The sequence below is a fragment of the Enterobacter sp. UPMP701 genome (genome assembly GCF_053709515.1).
Map to the genome: position 1 here is coordinate 56,802 of NZ_JBSKJN010000004.1, position 19,271 is coordinate 76,072.

The following is a 19,271-nucleotide window of genomic DNA, read 5'->3' on the forward strand; positions in this document are numbered from 1 at the left end:
TTCCTCTGTTAAAGATCTTCCGGCCAAGGGAAGCATTCCGCCGTGATCTCCGGCGTGTGGTAATAATTCTGTAAAGCCTCAATCAGGCGCGCCGGACGTTCCGGGATGCCTTTCTCAAGATATTCCATCACCTGCGCATGCACGCGGCGCTGGAAAACGATACGGTCTGGCTCGAAGTCGCCTTCGAGGTTGTCACAGCTCACGTTGAACGGGAAGCCTGCAGCCACGCAGAACAGCCATTCCAGCGCCTGTGGCTTCACTTCGACATCCTCAAACTGGCCCTGGGTTGCGGCGTCACGCCCGTCCGGGCAGTACCAGTAGCCGAAGTCCACCAGCTCGCGCCGGGCTTTCCCCGCGATGCACCAGTGTGAAATCTCGTGCAAGCCGCTGGCGTAAAAGCCGTGTGCAAACACAATGCGGTTATACGGAACCTCGGCATCAGCAGGAAGATAGATCGGTTCGTCGTCGCCTTTAATCAGACGGGTATTAAAATCATCAGCAAAACAGCCGTCAAAGATCTCAATCAGCTGTTCGTATTTATGCGTACTGTTCATTAGTTCATCCCCAACCAGGTGAGGATCTCCTGTCCATGGCTGTCATAAAGAAGTTTGGCGCTCATCACTGCCGAGACGACAACAATCATCGGGCGGATCAGCTTTTGCCCTTTGCTTAATACCAGGCGCGAGCCCGCACGCGCGCCCAAAAACTGCCCGGCCATCATCACAAAGCCAGTTGCCCAGATAACCTTGCCGCCAATGATAAACAGCAACAGGCCGCCGACGTTTGAGGTCGCGTTCAGTACTTTGGCATGGGCGGTGGATTTGGCGAGGTTAAACCCGGCCAGCGTCACGAACGCCAGCGCGTAAAATGAGCCTGCGCCCGGGCCGAAGAAACCGTCGTAAAAGCCGACGCAGCCACCGGCAATCAGCGCAAACGGCAGGCCGTGCAGGCGACGCTGGCGATCTTCTTCACCGAGCCTGGGCATCAGCAAGAAGTACAGGCCAATGCAGATAACCAGAATCGGCAGGATCTGGCGCAAAATATCAGACTGCACGTGCTGAACCAGCAGCGCACCCGACGTCGAGCCGATAAAGGTCATCAGAATATTAAGCTTCTGGTCAGCAAGGCTTACCACCTTGCGACGAATAAAGTAGAGCGACGCGGAGAGCGAGCCGCCGCAGGCCTGAAGCTTGTTGGTGGCGAGCGCCTGCGCCGGGCTCATGCCTGCCGCCAGCAGCGCGGGCACGGTTAACAACCCCCCGCCGCCCGCGAGCGCATCGATAAAACCGGCCAGCATGGCCACGAAGAACAGCACCACCAGCAGCAGCGGTGACACCATAAACAGATCGACGAAGTTATCCATTAAAGTACATGCTCATCCAGTAGCGCCTGGCAGGAAGGCGGCAACGGAGGCGGTGTCTTCTTCTCAGGCTTAGAGGTTCCAGGTTTAGCCGGCTCAAACCAGCTTTGCAGTTCGTAACCACAGCCATCGCCTGGCGGAGGTAACGGCTGATCTTCACATTCCAGGCTGTTCGCCGGGCAGCGCAGACGAACGTGCATATGCGCACGATGCTGGAACCACGGGCGCACTTTGCGCAGCCAGTCGCGGTCGGTTCCCGCATCCAGACAGAGCTGCTGCTTGATGGCCGGGTTAACGAAAATCCGCGTGACGTCGTTATCTTCTGCCGCCAGCTTGATCATGCTGGAGACCTCCCGCGTCCACAGCGAGGGCACCACGCTTTTGCCATCGCGCGCTACCAGATCCAGCGCCTGCGGTTTCAGCAGTTGCGCAGACGTCCAGCGCGTTTTCGGCAGCTGCAGGAAGATATCGACATCCAGTCCAGTCTGGTGGCTGGCGTGCCCGCCGTTGAAGCGTCCGCCGGCAGGCATCCCCATGTCGCCAATCAGCATCGTGCCCAGCCCCAGGTTATGCACCTGATTTCCCAGACGCTGGATGAACAGCACCAGATCCGGATGGCCGAAATAACGACGCTGGTCAGTGCGCATCACCTGGTAGGTGTCCGATTGCAGCGGTAGTTCCTGTGCCCCGACGATACAGCCGTTAGAGAAGGCGCCGATAGATTGCGCGCTCCCTGCCACCGGATGGGTGATTTTTTGCCACGGCGTGGCGGCCAGACTGGCTCCACTGGCAAGCAGTGCCAGCAGAGCAATTGCGGTTATTTTCATGTTTACCAGCGTGGAATGGTGGTCGTCACATCCGCATTCTGCGCGCGCTGGCGCAGGAAGTGATCCATCAGCACGATCGCCAGCATCGCTTCTGCGATCGGCACCGCGCGGATCCCCACGCACGGATCGTGACGTCCTTTGGTGATCATCTCAACTTCTTCGCCATCGCGGTTAATCGTGTGGCCCGGCACGGTAATGCTGGAGGTCGGCTTCAGCGCGATGTTGGCAATAATCTGCTGTCCGCTGCTGATACCGCCGAGAATGCCGCCCGCATGGTTGCTCTGGAAGCCCGATTTCGTGATTTCGTCGCGATTCTGGCTGCCACGAAGCGCCACCACGCCGAAACCGTCGCCAATTTCGACGCCCTTCACCGCATTGATGCTCATCAGCGCGTGAGCGATGTCAGCGTCGAGACGGTCAAATACCGGCTCGCCCCAGCCCGCCGGGACGCCGTCGGCCACCACGGTGACTTTCGCCCCAATGGAGTCGCCTTCTTTTTTCAGGCCGCGCATCAGTTCATCCAGCGCTTCAAGCTTGTCCGCATCGGCGCAAAAGAACGGGTTTTGCTCGACCTGGTCCCAGTCTTTGATCGCCAGCGGAATGTCGCCCATCTGGGTCAGACAGCCGCGAATGACGATGCCAAATTTCTGCTGCAGGTATTTCTTAGCAATCGCCCCTGCCGCCACGCGCATCGCAGTTTCACGCGCGGAAGAGCGTCCGCCGCCGCGATAGTCGCGAAAGCCATATTTTTGCTCGTAGGTGTAATCAGCGTGGCCAGGACGGAACACGTCCTTGATAGCACCATAGTCCTGAGAACGCTGATCGGTGTTTTCGATCAGCAGACCAATGCTGGTCCCGGTGGTGCGGCCTTCAAAGACGCCAGAGAGAATTTTAACCTGGTCCGGCTCGCGACGCTGCGTGGTGTAGCGAGAGGTACCCGGGCGACGACGGTCGAGGTCGTGCTGTAAATCGGCTTCGGTCAGTTCGATGCCTGGCGGTACGCCATCAACGATACAGCCCAGCGCCAGCCCGTGCGACTCGCCAAAAGTGGTCACGCGGAATAACTGTCCAATACTGTTTCCTGCCATCACGGCTCCGATGTTGTTGTTTGTGTTTGAGCGTTGTGAAACGGGCCGAAGCCCGCTGGATTAATCTTTATAGATGCTGAAGTGTTCGCGCGCGTCGAGCAGCTGCGCTTTGGTCAGCATAAAGACGCCGTCACCGCCGTTGTCGAACTCAAGCCAGGTGAACGGCACATCCGGGTACTGCTCTATCAGATGTACCATGCTGTTGCCCACTTCACAAATCAGAACGCCATCGTCGGTCAGGTAATCCGGCGCGCAGGCCAGAATACGGCGGGTCAGCTTCAGGCCGTCTGAGCCTGACGCCAGACCCAGCTCCGGCTCGTGACGGTATTCGTTCGGCAGATCGGACATGTCTTCCGCATCGACATACGGCGGGTTAGTGACGATCAGATCGTACTGTAGCGTCGGCAGGTCGCGGAACAGGTCAGAGCGGATTGGCGTAACGTGATGGATCAGGCCGTGCTCTTCAATGTTGTGCTCGGTCACGGCGAGCGCGTCGGTGGAAATATCTACCGCGTCCACTTCCGCTTCCGGGAAGGCGTACGCGCAGGCGATGGCGATACAGCCGCTGCCGGTACACATATCGAGAATGTGCTGCGGCTGATGGTTAATCAGGCCTTCAAAGTGGTTGTTAATCAGCTCACCAATCGGCGAGCGCGGTACCAGCACGCGTTCATCGACGTAAAACTCGTGACCGCAAAACCAGGCTTTGTTGGTCAGATAGGCAACCGGAATGCGCTCATTCACGCGGCGGATCACGCGCTCAACGATGCGGTGTTTTTCACTGGAGGTCAGGCGCGCGGTGCGCATGTCTTCCGGAATGTCCAGCGGCAGGTAAAGAGACGGCAGCACCAGCTGAACAGCCTCATCCCACGGGTTGTCGGTACCGTGACCGTACCAGATATTGGCGGCGCTGAAGCGGCTAACCGACCAGCGCAACATGTCCTGTATGGTATGCAGCTCGTTTACTGCTTCATCGACAAATATTTTATCCACTCTTTCCTCCAGGGCATGCTCGCATAATTTTCGGCGGCTAGTTTGCCATGAAGACGGCGATAAATCAGCAATGACGCGTACCGCTTGAGGTTAAAAAATGCGTTTAGTCGGGTACACTATCGGAAATACGAGATGAGAATGACGAATGAAAAAGAAAACATCGCTCAGCGAGGAGGATCAGGCTCTCTTCCGACAGCTGATGACCGGGACGCGTAAAATTACGCAGGACACCATTGTTCACCGTCCGCAGCGTAAAAAAATCAGCGAAGTTCCGGTTAAACGGCTGCTCCAGGAGCAGGCCGATAACAGCCACTATTTTTCAGATGAATTTCAGCCACTACTCAACACGCAAGGGGCTGTGAAGTACGTGCGCGAAGACGTCAGCCATTTTGAACTGAAAAAGTTACGCCGCGGGGATTATTCGCCGGAGCTGTTCCTCGATCTGCACGGTTTAACGCAGATGCAGGCGAAACAGGAGCTGGGGGCGTTGATTGCCGCATGTCGTCGCGAGCATGTTTTCTGCGCCTGCGTGATGCACGGCCACGGCAAACATATTCTTAAGCAACAGACACCGCTGTGGCTGGCTCAGCACCCGCACGTGATGGCGTTTCATCAGGCACCCAAAGAGTACGGCGGCGATGCCGCATTGCTGGTGTTGATTGAAGTTGAGGAGTGGCAGCCGCCAGAGTTGCCCTGACAGAACGGCGGGAAGCACATCGCGCCCCGCCATATCGCACGTCACGTCAGATCGCTTTTGCCATCTTCAGGTTGCACGGACTCATTTGCCAGTTAAAGACCCCTTTGCCGGTTTCGTCGAGGGTGACGTTGGCAATGGCAGAAGTGGTGAACATAGGCGGCGTTTCGCCCGGGCACAGTTCAGATACCAGATAACCAACCAGCGGCAGGTGGGAAATGACCAGTGCGGAAGCGACACCTTCATTGCACAGCGCCTGAAGATATGCGCTGACAAGACCGACATCACCGCATGGCGTCAGTTCAGGAAGAACATCCACACTGGATGGCAGGTTCATACACTCCCCTACCACGTCCAGCGTCTGTTCTGCACGCAGGAACGGACTCACCAGAACGCGTTCAATGTCCACTTTTTGACCTTTAAGCCATGTCGCCATCTGACGGGATTCGTCACAGCCACAGACGGTTAAAGGACGTACTGAGTCACTGGCGGCATCGAGTGCCGCGTCGCCGTGACGCATGATAAAAACTTGCATATTGCACCGCTTTTGTTAACCAGAATCACCGGCGTTAACTACCCGCGATTAATGCTCTGAGGTAGAAAACCCGATGGCCGGGCATTGTGCCTGATCCATTCGGTGAATGAAACGCTGTTTTTTACCTCAATGGCGTAAGTATAGTCAATCTCTGTTTACAAAATCGCCAGAACAGGTTCATTCACCTCAGGATTTACCCTTCTTTGACCTCAGCTTACGAGGACAGTTTCCCTTGCAGGCCAAAATGTCTGGCCCCGCTCCGCCATCTGCAATAATTCGTCACACGGTGTAAACCGCGGACCGTACTGCGAGGCAAGACGTTGCAAAATGGCAACCACTTCACCCGCGCCGAGTGTATCCATGTAACGGAACGGGCCGCCAAGGAACGGCGGGAAACCAATACCAAACACCGCACCGATGTCGCCATCGCGTGCGCTCTTGATCACCTGCTCACCAAAGCAGCGCGCCGCTTCATTGAGCATCATCATGACGCAGCGTTCAGCGCACTGAACGGCAGACAGTTTCCCCTGGCCGGTAGCCGAAATAAGCCCATAAACCGAAGGGTCGACCTGTTTCTTGCTTTTACGCCCTTTCGCGCCGTAAAGATAGAAACCGCGTTCATTTTTTCTGCCTTTGCGATCGTCCTTCAAAATTGCGGAAACAATATTTGCAGGCGGGGAAAAACGTTCGCCATAAGCCGCTTCCAGCACAGGTATAATTTTAGTGCCGGTGTCGATTCCCACCTCATCCAAAAGTTGGATTGGGCCGACGGGGAAGCCAAACTTCACTAACGCCTCATCGACGTACTCAATTTTCTCCCCTTCCGTCAGCAGCCGCATGGCTTCGTTGATATACGGTGCCAGAATACGGTTGACGTAGAAGCCAGCCTTGTCCGCTACCACAATCGGGGTTTTACCCTGTTTTTTCGCCAGCTTCACCACGGTGGCGATGGTTTGCGGGCTGGTGGTGGCGTGTGGAATAACTTCCACCAGCGGCATTTTTTCGACCGGGCTAAAGAAGTGCAGCCCTACCACCTGCTCCGGACGAGCAGCTTTCGCCGCGATATCGCCAATCGGTAACGACGAGGTGTTTGAGGCAAAAATGGTGTGCGCCGCGCAGTGTTGCTCCACCTCAGCCACCATCTGCTGCTTAAGCGCCAGATCTTCAAACACGGCTTCAATCACCAGGTCCCGGTGTGCAAAACCGCTGTAATCCGTCGTGCCGGAAATCATCGCCAGGGTTTTATCACGCTCGCTTGCCTTGATATGGCGGCGTTTGACCTTCTGATCAAGGTTCTGCCAGCTGTACTGCAGCGCGTGGTTGATGCCCTTTGCGTTGATGTCTTTGATGCGTACGGGTAATTTGCCTTTGCTGGCGGTAACAAACGCAATACCGCCCCCCATAAGCCCCCCGCCCAGCACGCCAACGGCGCGCAGCGGTGCAGGCTCTGCGTCACTGCCGGGATCTTTTTTCACATCCGTGCTGGCGAAGAAGATGCTGCGCAATGCCTGAGACTGCGACGTCATCGCCAGTTCACCAAAGGCTTTGGCTTCAGCGGCGTAGCCGCTGCTGCTTCCCTGAGACAGCCCGGTTTCGATCACCTCCAGGATCCGTTTTGCCGCAGGGTAATTGCCTTTGGTTTTTTGTTCGGTCTTTTTGCCCACCATGTTGAACAGGAGCGTTCTCCCCAGCGGGCCGGCCAGCACGCGCTCACGTACCGGCAGAGGACGTCTTGCCTGACGCCCTTTCAGCGCAAGCTCAACGGCGGCCTCCAGCAAAATGGAATGCGGTACGACGTCATCGACCAGACCGGCCTTTAGCGCCTGACGGGCGCGAAGCTGCTTGCCGGTTAAGATCATCTCAAGTGCCGTGCTGACGCCCACCAGGCGCGGCAGACGTTGCGTTCCGCCGGAGCCAGGCAGCAGGCCGAGCTGCACTTCAGGCAAGCCTAAAACAGTTTTCGCATCGTCGGTACAGATGCGGCTATGACAGGCCAGCGCCAGCTCCAGCCCGCCGCCCAGACAAGCACCGTGGATCGCGGCAATAACCGGGATCGGCAGGGCGTTGATCTCCGCCATCACCTGCTGTCCCTGACGCGCCAGATCTTCAGCTTCCTGCGCGCTTTGCGCTCGGGCGATCATGTTGATATCGGCCCCGGCAATAAAGTTATCCGGCTTGGCCGAGATAAAGACCAGGCCACGGATCGCTTTATTTTCGCGGATCTGCTTGAGCATGGCGCGAACCTGAGTGCCGAATTCAGCCTTCAGGGTATTCATCTTTTCATCAGGCACATCAATAGCGATAACCGCGACGTTATCGAGGCGAACCGTCAGATTAAATGCAGATGGCATATCCATTATTCAGCCTCCAGAACCATTGCTGCGCCAAGGCCCCCCGCCGCACAGGCGGTGACAAGGCCAAACCCGCCGCCACGGCGACGGAGTTCGTGTAATGTTTGGGTGATCATTCGCGCGCCCGTGGCTGCAAACGGATGACCATAGGCGATCGAGCCACCCAGCACGTTGAATTTGCTCTGATCCACTTCGCCGGTAGCATGGGCGCGGCCCAGCACGTCTCGTGCAAAACGCTCGCTTGCCAGCAGCTGGACGTTTGCCAGAGTTTGTGCGGCAAAGGCTTCGTGCATATCAATCAGGGTTAAATCGGCCAACGTCAGGCCCGCACGATCCAGCGCCAGCGGCGTGGACCACGCCGGACCTAACAGCATGTCCTGCCAGACATCAATGGCGGTAAAGGCATAGCTGCGCAAATAGCCCAGCGGCGTGATGCCCAGCTCTTTTGCACGCGACTCCGTCATCAGGATCACCGCAGCAGCACCATCGGTCAGCGGCGTGCTGTTGGCCGCCGTCACGGTGCCGTGCTTGCGGTCAAAAGCCGGACGCAGTTTGGCGTAATCCGCCAGCGTTGAGGTGCCACGAATATTATTGTCTTCTGCCAGAGGTTCGCGATAAGGAGGTATATAGGCGGTCATAACCTCGTCGGTCAGTTTGCCGTCAGACCAGGCTTTCGCTGCCAGCTGATGCGAACGATGTGCCAGCGCGTCCTGCTGCTCGCGGGTAATACCGTAGGTTTTCGCCATCTGCTCAGCGGTGTCGCCCATGCGCAGGCCGGTGGAGTATTCCGCTACGGCAGGTGGCACGGGCATGAGGTCACGCAGACGTAAACGCGAGAAGAGTTTAAGCTTCGCACCGGTGGTGCGGGCTTTGTTGGCATCCACCAGGATGCGCGCCAGCTTTTTACTGACGCCAATCGGCAGCACGGAGGAAGAATCCGCCCCACCTGCGATCCCGGCGCGAATGGTACCCGCCATCAGGCTTTCCGCCACGTTTGCGACCGCCTGGAAGCTGGTCGCGCACGCGCGGCTGACGCTGTAGGCATCGGTGTGAACGTTCATGTCGGTACCGAGGACGATTTCCCGCGCAATGTTGGGGGCTTCAGGCATCTGCACGACCTGGCCGAAGACCAGTTGTTCGATGACCTCAGGCGGAATTTCGCTGCGAGCCAGCATCTCCCCCACTACCATTTTTCCCAGATCGACGGCCGGTATACCGTGAAACGCCGTCGCCTGACGCGCAAACGGCGTACGCAGTCCGCTGACAATGGCAATGCGGTCACCTTGTCGGGTGATTAGCGGTAATGCCTGACTCATAACCTTCCCCTGTGAAAAATTTTACATGAAAATAAAGTGGTCTGACCTGATAACAGTCTTAACCATTTTTTTACATTCAGCCAATCAGGGAAGCATAAAAATGCGAGGTAAAACACAGAGAAGAAAAAGAAAATGCCCCGAGGTAAAAGCAAAACGGTAACCCATAGGTTACCGTTTTTAGTGTTTGCGCCCTCTCCCGTGGGAGAGGGTTGGGCTGAGGGCACCAGGCCGCAGGAATTATCGCAGACCCAGCTGGAAAATCAGCGTTTCAGCTTCGCAGGCGAAGACAAAGTCGATGTCCAGCTTCACGCCACCGTCTACTTCAGTGAAGGTAGATTTAATTTCACACGGATCGGATTCCACATCGCGCGCACGCTTGCTCAACGCGGCCAGCGTCTCTTCTGCTTCTGCACGGCTGGTGAATACACGGCTGTAAGACGCGGTGCAATCGGTGTTGTCCATAATGGTTCCAACATCCATACAGCAGCAAACCGGGGTTTCATCAGCACTGCATTTACTCATAGCTCAATTTCCTCTGTATTCGCGCAAGGCGCGAGATAAACACGATGCTGCTATTTTACGCCCCGGCGCTGGCTCTCTCCAGCCGTTAATGGCGCAAACTCGGATAAGTGACCGATATCACACTAAAAAATGATCTAAAACAAAAACCACCCTTTTGGGTGAGTCGCGATGGTCACAATTTTGCCAACCAGATCTCGTTTCAAGAAACATGTTTGAAAATATTAATAAACAAACTTGCAACATTCCGGCTGGTCGGACCTATACTCTGGCCACTGGTCTGATTTGTCTGTCATACCTCAGACCCTACACTTCGCGCTCCTGTTACGGTATGTAACAATTATTGAATAAAAATAACTCAATGAGGTTATGGTCATGAGCCAGAAAACCCTGTTCAACAAGACTGCGCTGGCAGTCGCAGTGGCAATCGTCTCTACTTCCGCCTGGTCAGCGGGCTTTCAGTTAAACGAATTTTCTTCCTCTGGCCTTGGCCGCGCGTATTCCGGGGAAGGTGCAATTGCTGATGATGCAGGTAACGCAAGCCGTAACCCTGCATTGATCATGATGTTTGATCGCCCGACCTTCTCTGCTGGTGCGGTGTATATCGATCCTGATGTCAATATTTCCGGCAAGTCACCTTCCGGTGCGAGCCTGAAGGCAGACAATATCGCGCCAACGGCGTGGGTACCTAACCTGCACTTCGTTGCACCAATCAATGAGCAATTTGGCTGGGGCGCATCCGTTACGTCTAACTATGGCCTTGCTACCGAGTTCAACAACAACTACCCGGCTGGCGAATACGGCGGTAAAACAGACCTGACAACGCTGAACCTGAACCTGAGCGGTGCTTATCGTCTGAACGATAACTGGAGCTTCGGTCTGGGCTTTGATGCCGTCTACGCTGATGCAAAAATTGAGCGTTACTCCGGTGAACAAACGGCTCGCCTGCCGAAAAACAGCAACAAAATTGCCAGCCTGAAAGGCGATGAGTGGGGTTATGGCTGGAACGCCGGTATTCTTTACGAGCTGGACAAAAACAACCGTTGGGGTCTGACCTATCGTTCCGAAGTGAAAATTGACTTCGACGGCGATTACAAGAGCGGCATCCTGACGCCAGTTAACAACCTGGTTCCAGGCGCAGGCACCACCATCCCGTGGGGGACTTCCGGTCAAACTGTCCCTGGCTCACTGTCACTGCATCTGCCAGAAATGTGGGAAGTATCAGGTTACAACCGCGTTGCGCCACAGTGGGCTATTCACTATAGCCTGGCCTATACCAGCTGGAGCCAGTTCCAGGAGCTGAAAGCGACCGGCAATAATGGTCAAACGCTGTTCTATAAGGATGAGAGCTTCCACGACGCTTACCGCATTGCGTTGGGTACCACCTATTATATGGATGACAACTGGACATTCCGTACCGGTGTTGCATTCGATGACAGCCCGGTACCGGCTGATAAGCGCTCTATCTCCATTCCGGATCAGGACCGCTTCTGGGTGAGTGCTGGCGCAACCTACGCGTTCAACGAGAATGCGTCTGTCGATGCGGGCGTTTCTTATATGCATGGCCAGAAGGTGACCTTCAAGGAAGGCCCGTACGAATTTACCTCTGAAGGTAAGGCGTGGCTGTTCGGTACTAACTTCAACTACGCGTTCTAATCGCGCAGGGATCAAAAAAGGTGAGCGTTGCTCACCTTTTTTATTTATTCCGAATCAATATCTTTGAGTTCGTTTTCAATAGCCTTCGCGTTCGGATTATCTTCCGGCTTCAGCTTGCCACCGTTGGCAATAAAGTCATGATTCTGGAAGTACGCTTCACGCACCATAATGTACGGATCGGACGACTGGCGCAGCAGGCCGTCTGAATCAAGCAGTTGCGCGCGCGTTTCAATCCCTTCCACCGTCCATTTGCCAACCGACAGCGGCCAGGTCAGCCACGACAGAACCGGATACAGCGTATCGACCATATCGCCACCGTCATCACGCACGGTGAAGCTGCCATAGAATGGTAGATGTACGTAAGGACCGTAGCCCACGCCATAATGCCCCAGCGTACTGCCGAAACGGTGCGGCTGTTCACGCTGCAGTTTCGGGTTAGCCATGCCAGCGACGTCAATGAAGCCGCCCATCCCCAGCAGGGAGTTCAGGAAGAAGCGCGTAAAGTGCACCATCCCCTGATACGGATCGCCCTGCAGGAAATAGTTGACCATCACCGCAGGCTCTTCCAGGTTACTGGTGAAATTGCTTAATCCGTTACGCGCAGGTTGTGGAACATAATCGCGCCATGCCACAGCCACCGGGCGAACCACATACGGGTCCAGCACGTTGTAGTTGAAGCTGTACATCGAGCGGTTAAATCCTTCGAGAGGATCGGAGCGTCCCGTTTGCTCCCCGGAGCTGGCGCAGCCTACAAGCATCGTCGCGCCCAGCGCAAGCGCCGACAGCCGAAGTTTCATAAATATCTCCCTGTTCAGTATGGCTATCGTTGATTGCCATCCGTAACGGAGCAGGTGGCGCTCCGTCTGAAAACGTGCAAGTGATTGTAACAGCACGCTTCCCGATGTCTATGAGTACAATTACGGGCAGTAATCACCGTGACTCTGATCTCAGCATAGCCTGACTTTTAGAATTCGTTTCGCTGGCAATTTTATAATGTCTTTGAACGAGATGTATCACCTTTGTTGTCATTCCCGCCAAATTAAGAGCATCCCCACAGGCATCCTGATAAAAGCCGCTACGCTTAAATGAAAGATTATCCTGCGGGAGACGTTATGAAAGATGTAGGTGAAGAAAAAATTGGCGAGAGCAATGAGGAACATGAAATCGAAAGCGAGGAGAAAGCGCGCGGCGAGAAGATAGAAATTGATGAAGATCGTCTTCCCTCCCGCGCGATGGCGATCCATGAACATATTCGCCAGGATGGTGAAAAAGAGATGGAGCGCGATGCGATGGCCCTCTTCTGGTCAGCTATCGCCGCGGGACTGTCAATGGGGGCTTCACTGCTCGCTAAAGGGATCTTCCATGTTCAACTGGAAGGCGTACCGGGCGGATTTTTACTGGAGAACCTCGGCTATACCTTCGGCTTTATTATCGTCATCATGGCCCGCCAGCAGCTGTTTACTGAGAATACGGTGACCGCCGTACTGCCGGTGATGCAAAACCCTACCCTCGGCAATTTTGGTTTACTGATGCGGCTCTGGAGCGTGGTTCTGCTGGGAAATATCATCGGCACGGGCATTGCAGCCTGGGCGTTCGAATATATGCCGATATTTGATGAACCCACCCGGGACGCATTTGTAAAGATCGGCATGGATGTGATGAAAAACACGCCGGTCGAAATGTTCTCTAATGCCATCATCTCCGGCTGGATCATCGCCACGATGGTGTGGATGTTCCCTTCAGCAGGTAGCGCTAAAATTGTGGTGATCATACTGATGACCTGGCTGATTGCGCTGGCAGATACCACGCATATCGTGGTCGGTACCGTTGAGATACTCTACCTGGTCTTTAACGGTACGCTTCACTGGAGCGATTTTTTCTGGCCGTTCGCTCTTCCGACACTGGCGGGGAATATCTGCGGCGGAACGTTTATCTTTGCGCTGTTAAGCCATGCCCAAATCCGTAACGACATGTCTAATAAACGCAAAGCCGAGCTTAAGGCGCAGGCAGATAAAGATAAAGCAGCAAAAAAATCAACCTGAATGGTGACTCTTTGAGCAGTCAGGCGGCAATGCGCTTAACGCAAAGTGTAAATAACGCTATACTCGTGCCGCCTCGTCCCCTTAGTTAAATGGATATAACGAGCCCCTCCTAAGGGCTAGTTGCAGGTTCGATTCCTGCAGGGGACACTTTGATCTTCTTATTAGCCTGACAATCACCAGAACTCATTGCGCAGATATATTCTGTTTAATTTGTGCATATCGCGTTGCCAGTTGTTTAAGATGCAGCTCCAGTTGAGTCTTTTCAGCTTCAGGAAGCGCATATGCGGCAGGATATTGAGACAGGCGTCTGAGTTGCTCCTCAGCCGGTATCGCATGGTTAAATGACTGAATTGTCGAAAAAACCACAGATTTAAGTTCGCTCACCGTGATATATTTTCCTTTTTGCTCATCCAGACTACTTAGTCGATTACTCAGTTGCTGAAGCTTCATCATTCCCTGATACCAGCTGTTCATTGCGTCGACGGGCAACGCTGCAGCATTAAACTTTTTTTGCCACTGTATAATCAGCGCCTTAGATTCTTCGGGCCGCAATGCCTCAAGCTGTTCTAACAGCTGTAGGCTGAAGGAAATACTCCAGTCAGGAGGCAGCTTATCCAGCCGCGCAAGCTGCTGCTGCGTATCTGCGATAAACGTGGACGGTAGCGTTCCTCGCTGCGTTAACGCGTCTTGCTGAACAGGCGTGAGCGTTTCAGGTAATGGCGTTAGAGAGGCGACGGCCTGAGCCGTTAAGGGATCGGGTCTGGACAGAAATTGCCCTCCCCACGCCACGGCGATGCAAACCACCAGCGCAGAACACGCCCCAGCGACAAAGGGTTTCCATGGTCTGACAGCGCAGGGAGACGTCATACGGTCTTCACAATTCCGCTCAGTTTCCTGCTGCACAACATAGACCCATTTCACCTCTTCGGTCGGCTCGCCCCTCTCCGGAGGAGATTCACTGCCGGGCCTGCTCTCATTCAAATCTGTCACGCCATTACTGTTTTCCAGCCTTGCAGCGCTAGAATGTATCAGCATTCGTAACGTATCGAACTGGCTAAGGTGTTTGAGTTCAAGGCGCTGGAGCACCTCGCCCAGGCTGGTAAGCAACGCTTCAGCGCTATAAAGCTCGCGGAGATTACTGTCGTTTAATGGAAGCATACGCATCAGCTGCTGCAGGCGCTGGCTCAGGCTGCTAAGGATTTCCATACGAACCTGTAACGCCTGCGGCCAGAGAACATCCCACTGACGGCTAATCAGAGCCTCCAGGATAGCGAGCCCTTCATTCAAACCAGCTAACCCAGACCGCTGCGTACGGGCAAGGGTGTACCAGGCTGCGGTTTGCAACTCAACGCCGTTTTGCTCGAATAATGAAAGGCAGCACTTTTCAACGTATAGCCAGTTCACATCCGGGCGCGCCGGATGGCTTAGTTTATTCAATTCATTACGCAGGGATGTATATTCCGGCAGCGTGCGCGGGTCGCCGCCGGTTTTTAACGTTTTATGTGTGGTCATCCTGGAGGGCCTGAATATCCGTGTCGGTTAATGTCGTCAGTTGATGTGCGAGGCAGTTTTACGATTTAGAATTGCAGTGACTAACAGAAGGGATAGATATTATCGCTATGGCAACAGCGATAAAATCAGACCGAAAAAAAAACCTTCATCAAATGGTTGTCCTGCCTGAGGCGACGTATCAGGGGGAGTATAAATCCAGTTACTCACTCCCCCCACACGCATGAACAGACGCCCTTGGGATATTACATTTTCTCCGGAGCAGAAACACACCTCGACACAGCCGGCCACTCCCTGACCATACAGAAATATCGGCATAAACTTTACCACCCGGCTGTCATAACGCAGAACGATACCGGAAATATCGAACGCCCCTCCTTCCACCAGCAGGTCCGGAACGGATACCGTCAGCGGCTCTACATTCAGTCCGGTACCTGTCAGCCACTCATCCATCTGTGTCTGAAGCTGCTCCATTCGCAGGCGAAACTCTGCTATGTCCATCTGACTCTTACTGCCAGGCAAAGCCGGGGCGGCTTGTCTGGCCTGCAATTTTTTCAGGAACTGTGATTTTATTGACATGGTGCTAACTGACCTTAAATACGGGTTGTGGTATCGAGATACTGCTGTTGCCTGAGATGCCGCAACAGAACCCGTCCTTCGGGCATAAACTCGGTGCCGTACCGCACCAGACCGATACCTTTGAGTTCGGCGTCAATGGCATAGCGCAACTCGCCGGGGACGTTTTGGTCCAGCAGGACAACATCAATCTTTTTCAGGCGTGGCTCATATTTGAGCAGGACGGCAGACAATGTGCCCATAAGCTCATGGGCCGTTCCCGGCATGCCCTGCAGTATTTTCGTCATATCGGGCAACCCGTAATCAGGCAGATGCGCCAGCGTGCCGGCGCGACAGTTGAGGATACGCTGCATATTGTCGAGTACGGACAAAATGACCTGGTTCTGCTCGCTGACCTGATGCAGGTCGAGGCCGCCAGTAAAGCTGCCGTAAAGCGTTTCATACAATGAAGGACGGGATGATTCACTCATCTTTGAGCGCCTGCAAGATCAGCCGGTTGTTGCCCGCTTCAATCACCCGAGCCTTATCCGGATCGAGATCATCGCGACTTAGTACCACACGCCAGGTATTGTTCTCCTGGTCCGGTGACATAAACATCCCGACCACCGCCACATACTGCGCACTTTCCTCCATTGGCATATCGACCGTGACCGCCCCGCCCGGCTGCAGGCGGATATCTTTCTCCGCCACCAGATCTGCTTTAATGGCCTGGCTGTCGGATTTAAACAGCGATGGGTAGTCCGTGCTATCGAAGGTTTTGCGGTCTTTAAGCTGATAAATGCGCACCACCGTCGACAGTGCCACGCCGCCTGCATTGCTGTTGACGGCCTCGCGAGCGCGGATATCAAGGTGAAGGGTTTTTATCTGTTTATAAAAAATCGATTTGGTTATAGCAACGGTGCCGTCTGTCACTTTTTGAGTCAGCCCGCAGCCAGCCAGTATCAATGTGATACCGACAGCCAGTGTAGCCAGAGGAAATTTACCAGCGGTAATCGCCATCTTCATCGGTCTCCCTGCGGTGAGTATTTTCCTGTACCCGCTCATAGCGGCCAAGATTGATGGTTATTGTTTTGGGGTGCGTAGCGGTGTTAGCCGTATTCAATGGACGTATCACAGCAGTGCGGCCTAACTGCACTGCTCCGGCGTTGGGTTTAGCGCTCATTGTCGCATCCGGGAGCAGGCTACGGTCGACACACAACTGCAGCCGGACATCCAGGCGAGACCCAAGGTACACGTGCAGGAGCGCCATCAGGTCCGTGTGGAGCTCCCCGCCCGGTAACCAGCCCTGTACTTCATCCGGGTCAGAGGTCGTCAGGCGCATCAGCACCTGGCTGTTCACGTCGGTGGCATAGCTGCCCATCACCGGACGGTTTATCAGGGTGACAGGCTGGCGCACGCTCATGGTCAGGGGCTTCTTCAGCGGCACACGGCGTTTGTCGTGGTGCCAGATTTTCGCCTGCGTGCCGGGTGCCAGCAGACGCACCAGCGAGGCCATACCTTCTGCGGTTCGTCCGGGCAGCAACATGACCGGCAGCAGGGCCAGAAAGCGTGAAGCCGGGGTCGCGATACGGTCCGTGCAGCCGTCAATTCCAAGCCCGGCCAGCCCCAGTAGATATTGTGAGGTTTTGTCTTTTCCACCATATTCAAAGGTCGCAGGGTACGAGTATTTACGCCAGATACGGTAGTACTGGGCAATCAACCGGTGGTTGAAGATATCGAGAAAATCGGCGGTGGCTTCGTACCCTTCGCGCCGCTGCGTAATGTCATCGATATAGTGCGTCGGCAGCGGCGATTCCACGCCGTAGAGCCCCATAAAGGTGATGCGTACCGTCGGCGGCATATGCGAATGCTCAGACGGCTCAATCCCTTTGATTTCAGATGCCGGAAAGCCCATGCCCGGATTGGGCCGGAAGCGCACCGGCTCATGTCTTATCTGCCAGGTGCTGCCAGTGACCGGTTTATCCGGCTGGCTCTGTTCCAGTAACTGACAGAAGCGGTAAAAGTTAATGTATGGCAGCCGGTCACCCAGCTGCGCTATCAGCTGGGCAGACGCGGACTGTGGTTCTCTTTCCACCGGATGCATTTTCCTTCTGGCTGAACGATAAGAGTGAGCTGGTTGAACTGATTCATGTCGGCATAGAGTGCAAAGAAGCGGTTGAGCATTTCGCCGAACAGGTGAATATCGCCCTCACCGGTGAAGCCGTTGCTGTCGAGGGTCACTTCGATATCCACCCCCCGTAGCAGGTAGCCCTGCTCAAAACGCTGCAAGCGATGGTGCTCCACCTGCTGAATCGCCTCCAGACGCCGGGTGTTCAGTTCATCTTCCTGCCAGTTATAAAGCGCCAGCGTGCCGCGTAGCACTTCGGCGGTACTCATCATGTTCAGGAACCCGGAGCCGAGGTGGCTCAGCACCCGCCAGTGGAAACGATCTTCCGCTGGCGGATAGACCGGCAGCGTCGGTTTGCAGAGGTTGCGTACCGAAAGCGGTGTACTGACCACCTGTTCACAGCGGTCCAGCAGCGTGCTCTGTAGCGCCCGGCGTGGCAGCTGGCCGTTGGTGCCGGTGATTTGCAGAGAAACGGCTTCACGCTCAAACAAACGGTCATCTTCCCACTGGTGCCCGCCGAGGATAAGCCAGGTGTCATACAACCCAGTGACGCCGCGTTTTACACGGGTGTGGTAATACCTGGGCGGCGCATGACGGCGCATCATCCCACCCTTGTGACGAAAGCTGCTGAACGGTACGTACTCTGCATCACTGGTCCGGTTTGAGCCGGTAACCGAGTCCACCGAATAAATTTCGGTATGCCCGTCCTGCAGCCTTTTAGGGCGCAGCAGATACTCGCTTTCAAGCCCCGTAATGGTGAGGGGATCAGCCTCCAGCGTGAACAAGTTGATCACCGGTACACAGTGCAGACGAACCGCGTCATCGGTGACCGGCAGGTCAGATGGCCATGGCGTACTGAACACCACTTCAATATCAAAATACTCGGCCCCTGCTGGCGGCGTGATACCATCAAGGCCGTTGAGGTGGACAAACATAAACTTGTCGCGGAAGGTGAAATATTCCAGCAGCAGCTGGTAACCACTGAAGGCGGTATCGCCTTTCGGCCACAGTCCGTCCTCCTCTGCAAATCCCCCCGGAGAGAAATACCCGTCAAGGCGTATACGGTCAGTCTGCCCGGGCAGGCGCATATACAAAACAGCCTGCCGTTTGGTCAGCATCAGGTGCAGCTGGCTACTGACGGGTGCGTCCGCCCCGAGATAGAGGCTCAGGTGGCAGAGGTCCGCATGAGACCAGTCCGCCTGGGTGCTGCAGGCAAAACGCATCCGAAGCAACGAGCGCCCATCCGGCTCAGTGGTCATGATTACCCCTGAAATATTCAGCGGGTTGAGCATCACATCGCGGGTTGTGCGGTATCGGCAGACCGTGTTCTTTGGTCCCACTGGTCGGGAGTACACTTCCAGACCCGCGGGCATCACTTCAGCCATTTTAACGGCCTGAAGCTCAGGCGTGAACGCTACCACCGAGAGTGACGGAATGGTACGCAGATAATGGGGCCAGAGCATGCTGACCAGACCTTCGGTCAGTTCCGGCAGGTCGTCGTCAATCTTCTCCCGCAGCCGTCCCATCGAAAAAGCGAAGCCTTCTAACAGGCGTTCAACATACGGATCGGGTGTGCCGGCCTTATCCAGGTCGAGCATCGCTGCGCGATCGGGATGGGTCTGAGCAAATTCTTTGGCCGCTTCACGGAGGTAGCGCATTTCTGCGTCGTAATAACGCAGTGTCAAATCTTCCATTTAT

Annotated in this window: 19 protein-coding genes and 1 tRNA gene; 4 read left to right on the plus strand and 16 right to left on the minus strand. The window is 55.1% G+C overall.

Features of this window, described 5'->3' with window-relative positions; genetic code table 11:
• Positions 1 to 8 precede the first annotated feature (8 nt).
• Genes ACWKXT_RS11810 through prmB form a run of 5 tightly spaced genes read right to left on the minus strand, consistent with a single transcriptional unit; the run spans position 9 to position 4,268 of the window.
• Positions 9 to 554: an elongation factor P hydroxylase gene (locus ACWKXT_RS11810; RefSeq protein ID WP_045330974.1), complete on the minus strand. Its 546-nt coding sequence runs from the start codon at positions 552 to 554 to the stop codon at positions 9 to 11.
• Positions 554 to 1,363, minus strand: a complete 810-nt coding sequence (locus ACWKXT_RS11815) for a sulfite exporter TauE/SafE family protein (RefSeq protein WP_454529009.1) — start codon at positions 1,361 to 1,363, stop codon at positions 554 to 556. The genes ACWKXT_RS11810 and ACWKXT_RS11815 overlap by 1 nt, the downstream gene beginning before the upstream one ends.
• On the minus strand, positions 1,363 to 2,187 hold the full coding sequence (gene mepA, locus ACWKXT_RS11820) for a penicillin-insensitive murein endopeptidase (RefSeq protein ID WP_454529010.1): 825 nt from the start codon (positions 2,185 to 2,187) through the stop codon (positions 1,363 to 1,365). Before mepA ends, ACWKXT_RS11815 begins: the two co-directional genes overlap by 1 nt.
• 2 nt (positions 2,188 to 2,189) lie before the next feature.
• On the minus strand, positions 2,190 to 3,275 hold the full coding sequence (gene aroC, locus ACWKXT_RS11825) for a chorismate synthase (RefSeq protein ID WP_454529011.1): 1,086 nt from the start codon (positions 3,273 to 3,275) through the stop codon (positions 2,190 to 2,192).
• Between the two features lie 60 nt (positions 3,276 to 3,335).
• Positions 3,336 to 4,268, minus strand: a complete 933-nt coding sequence (gene prmB, locus ACWKXT_RS11830) for a 50S ribosomal protein L3 N(5)-glutamine methyltransferase (protein ID WP_023312578.1) — start codon at positions 4,266 to 4,268, stop codon at positions 3,336 to 3,338.
• A 145-nt stretch (positions 4,269 to 4,413) separates the two neighbouring features.
• Between prmB and smrB the strand changes: the two genes are divergently transcribed.
• Entirely contained in the window at positions 4,414 to 4,965 is a 552-nt protein-coding gene (smrB, locus tag ACWKXT_RS11835) for an endonuclease SmrB (RefSeq protein WP_032646638.1), read from the plus strand.
• Between the two features lie 46 nt (positions 4,966 to 5,011).
• Here the strand turns inward: smrB and sixA are convergent, their stop codons facing one another.
• The 4 genes from sixA to ACWKXT_RS11855 form a co-directional block, all read right to left on the minus strand.
• Positions 5,012 to 5,497 (minus strand): phosphohistidine phosphatase SixA, encoded by a 486-nt coding sequence (gene sixA / locus ACWKXT_RS11840; protein WP_003861375.1) that lies wholly within the window; start codon positions 5,495 to 5,497, stop codon positions 5,012 to 5,014.
• 209 nt (positions 5,498 to 5,706) lie between these two features.
• A complete protein-coding gene (fadJ, locus tag ACWKXT_RS11845) occupies positions 5,707 to 7,854 on the minus strand; it encodes a fatty acid oxidation complex subunit alpha FadJ (protein ID WP_454532506.1) in 2,148 nt (715 codons plus the stop codon).
• On the minus strand, positions 7,854 to 9,164 hold the full coding sequence (gene fadI, locus ACWKXT_RS11850; RefSeq protein WP_454529013.1) for an acetyl-CoA C-acyltransferase FadI: 1,311 nt from the start codon (positions 9,162 to 9,164) through the stop codon (positions 7,854 to 7,856). Before fadI ends, fadJ begins: the two co-directional genes overlap by 1 nt.
• 237 nt (positions 9,165 to 9,401) lie before the next feature.
• Positions 9,402 to 9,686, minus strand: a complete 285-nt coding sequence (locus tag ACWKXT_RS11855; RefSeq protein ID WP_238458817.1) for a YfcZ/YiiS family protein — start codon at positions 9,684 to 9,686, stop codon at positions 9,402 to 9,404.
• Positions 9,687 to 10,058: 372 nt separating this feature from the next.
• Between ACWKXT_RS11855 and fadL the strand changes: the two genes are divergently transcribed.
• A complete protein-coding gene (fadL, locus tag ACWKXT_RS11860; RefSeq protein ID WP_217479102.1) occupies positions 10,059 to 11,339 on the plus strand; it encodes a long-chain fatty acid transporter FadL in 1,281 nt (426 codons plus the stop codon).
• Between the two features lie 44 nt (positions 11,340 to 11,383).
• Here the strand turns inward: fadL and mlaA are convergent, their stop codons facing one another.
• Positions 11,384 to 12,136 carry a phospholipid-binding lipoprotein MlaA gene (mlaA, locus tag ACWKXT_RS11865; protein WP_041908870.1) on the minus strand — a complete coding sequence of 251 codons (753 nt, stop codon included), beginning with the start codon at positions 12,134 to 12,136 and terminating at the stop codon, positions 11,384 to 11,386.
• 315 nt (positions 12,137 to 12,451) lie between these two features.
• On the opposite strand from mlaA, the gene ACWKXT_RS11870 reads away from it, so the two are divergent.
• A complete protein-coding gene (locus ACWKXT_RS11870) occupies positions 12,452 to 13,381 on the plus strand; it encodes a formate/nitrite transporter family protein (protein WP_080328522.1) in 930 nt (309 codons plus the stop codon).
• Between the two features lie 75 nt (positions 13,382 to 13,456).
• Positions 13,457 to 13,528: transfer RNA gene (locus ACWKXT_RS11875), tRNA-Arg, on the plus strand.
• 36 nt (positions 13,529 to 13,564) lie between these two features.
• On the opposite strand, the gene ACWKXT_RS11880 is transcribed toward ACWKXT_RS11875, so the two are convergent.
• The 6 genes from ACWKXT_RS11880 to tssF all read right to left on the minus strand — a co-directional run bounded on the left by ACWKXT_RS11880 (position 13,565) and on the right by tssF (position 19,267).
• The gene (locus ACWKXT_RS11880) at positions 13,565 to 14,893 is read right to left on the minus strand and encodes a VasL domain-containing protein (RefSeq protein WP_454532507.1); all 1,329 of its coding nucleotides are present in this window, start codon (positions 14,891 to 14,893) and stop codon (positions 13,565 to 13,567) included.
• A 105-nt stretch (positions 14,894 to 14,998) separates the two neighbouring features.
• Positions 14,999 to 15,469 carry a hypothetical protein gene (locus ACWKXT_RS11885; protein ID WP_454529016.1) on the minus strand — a complete coding sequence of 157 codons (471 nt, stop codon included), beginning with the start codon at positions 15,467 to 15,469 and terminating at the stop codon, positions 14,999 to 15,001.
• Between the two features lie 14 nt (positions 15,470 to 15,483).
• Positions 15,484 to 15,936: a type VI secretion system baseplate subunit TssE gene (tssE, locus tag ACWKXT_RS11890; protein ID WP_454529017.1), complete on the minus strand. Its 453-nt coding sequence runs from the start codon at positions 15,934 to 15,936 to the stop codon at positions 15,484 to 15,486.
• The gene (gene tssJ, locus ACWKXT_RS11895; RefSeq protein WP_454529078.1) at positions 15,929 to 16,465 is read right to left on the minus strand and encodes a type VI secretion system lipoprotein TssJ; all 537 of its coding nucleotides are present in this window, start codon (positions 16,463 to 16,465) and stop codon (positions 15,929 to 15,931) included. The genes tssE and tssJ overlap by 8 nt, the downstream gene beginning before the upstream one ends.
• Positions 16,446 to 17,549 carry a type VI secretion system baseplate subunit TssG gene (gene tssG, locus ACWKXT_RS11900; protein ID WP_454529018.1) on the minus strand — a complete coding sequence of 368 codons (1,104 nt, stop codon included), beginning with the start codon at positions 17,547 to 17,549 and terminating at the stop codon, positions 16,446 to 16,448. The genes tssJ and tssG overlap by 20 nt, the downstream gene beginning before the upstream one ends.
• Entirely contained in the window at positions 17,504 to 19,267 is a 1,764-nt protein-coding gene (gene tssF, locus ACWKXT_RS11905; RefSeq protein WP_454532508.1) for a type VI secretion system baseplate subunit TssF, read from the minus strand. The genes tssG and tssF overlap by 46 nt, the downstream gene beginning before the upstream one ends.
• Between the last annotated feature and the right edge of the window lie 4 nt (positions 19,268 to 19,271).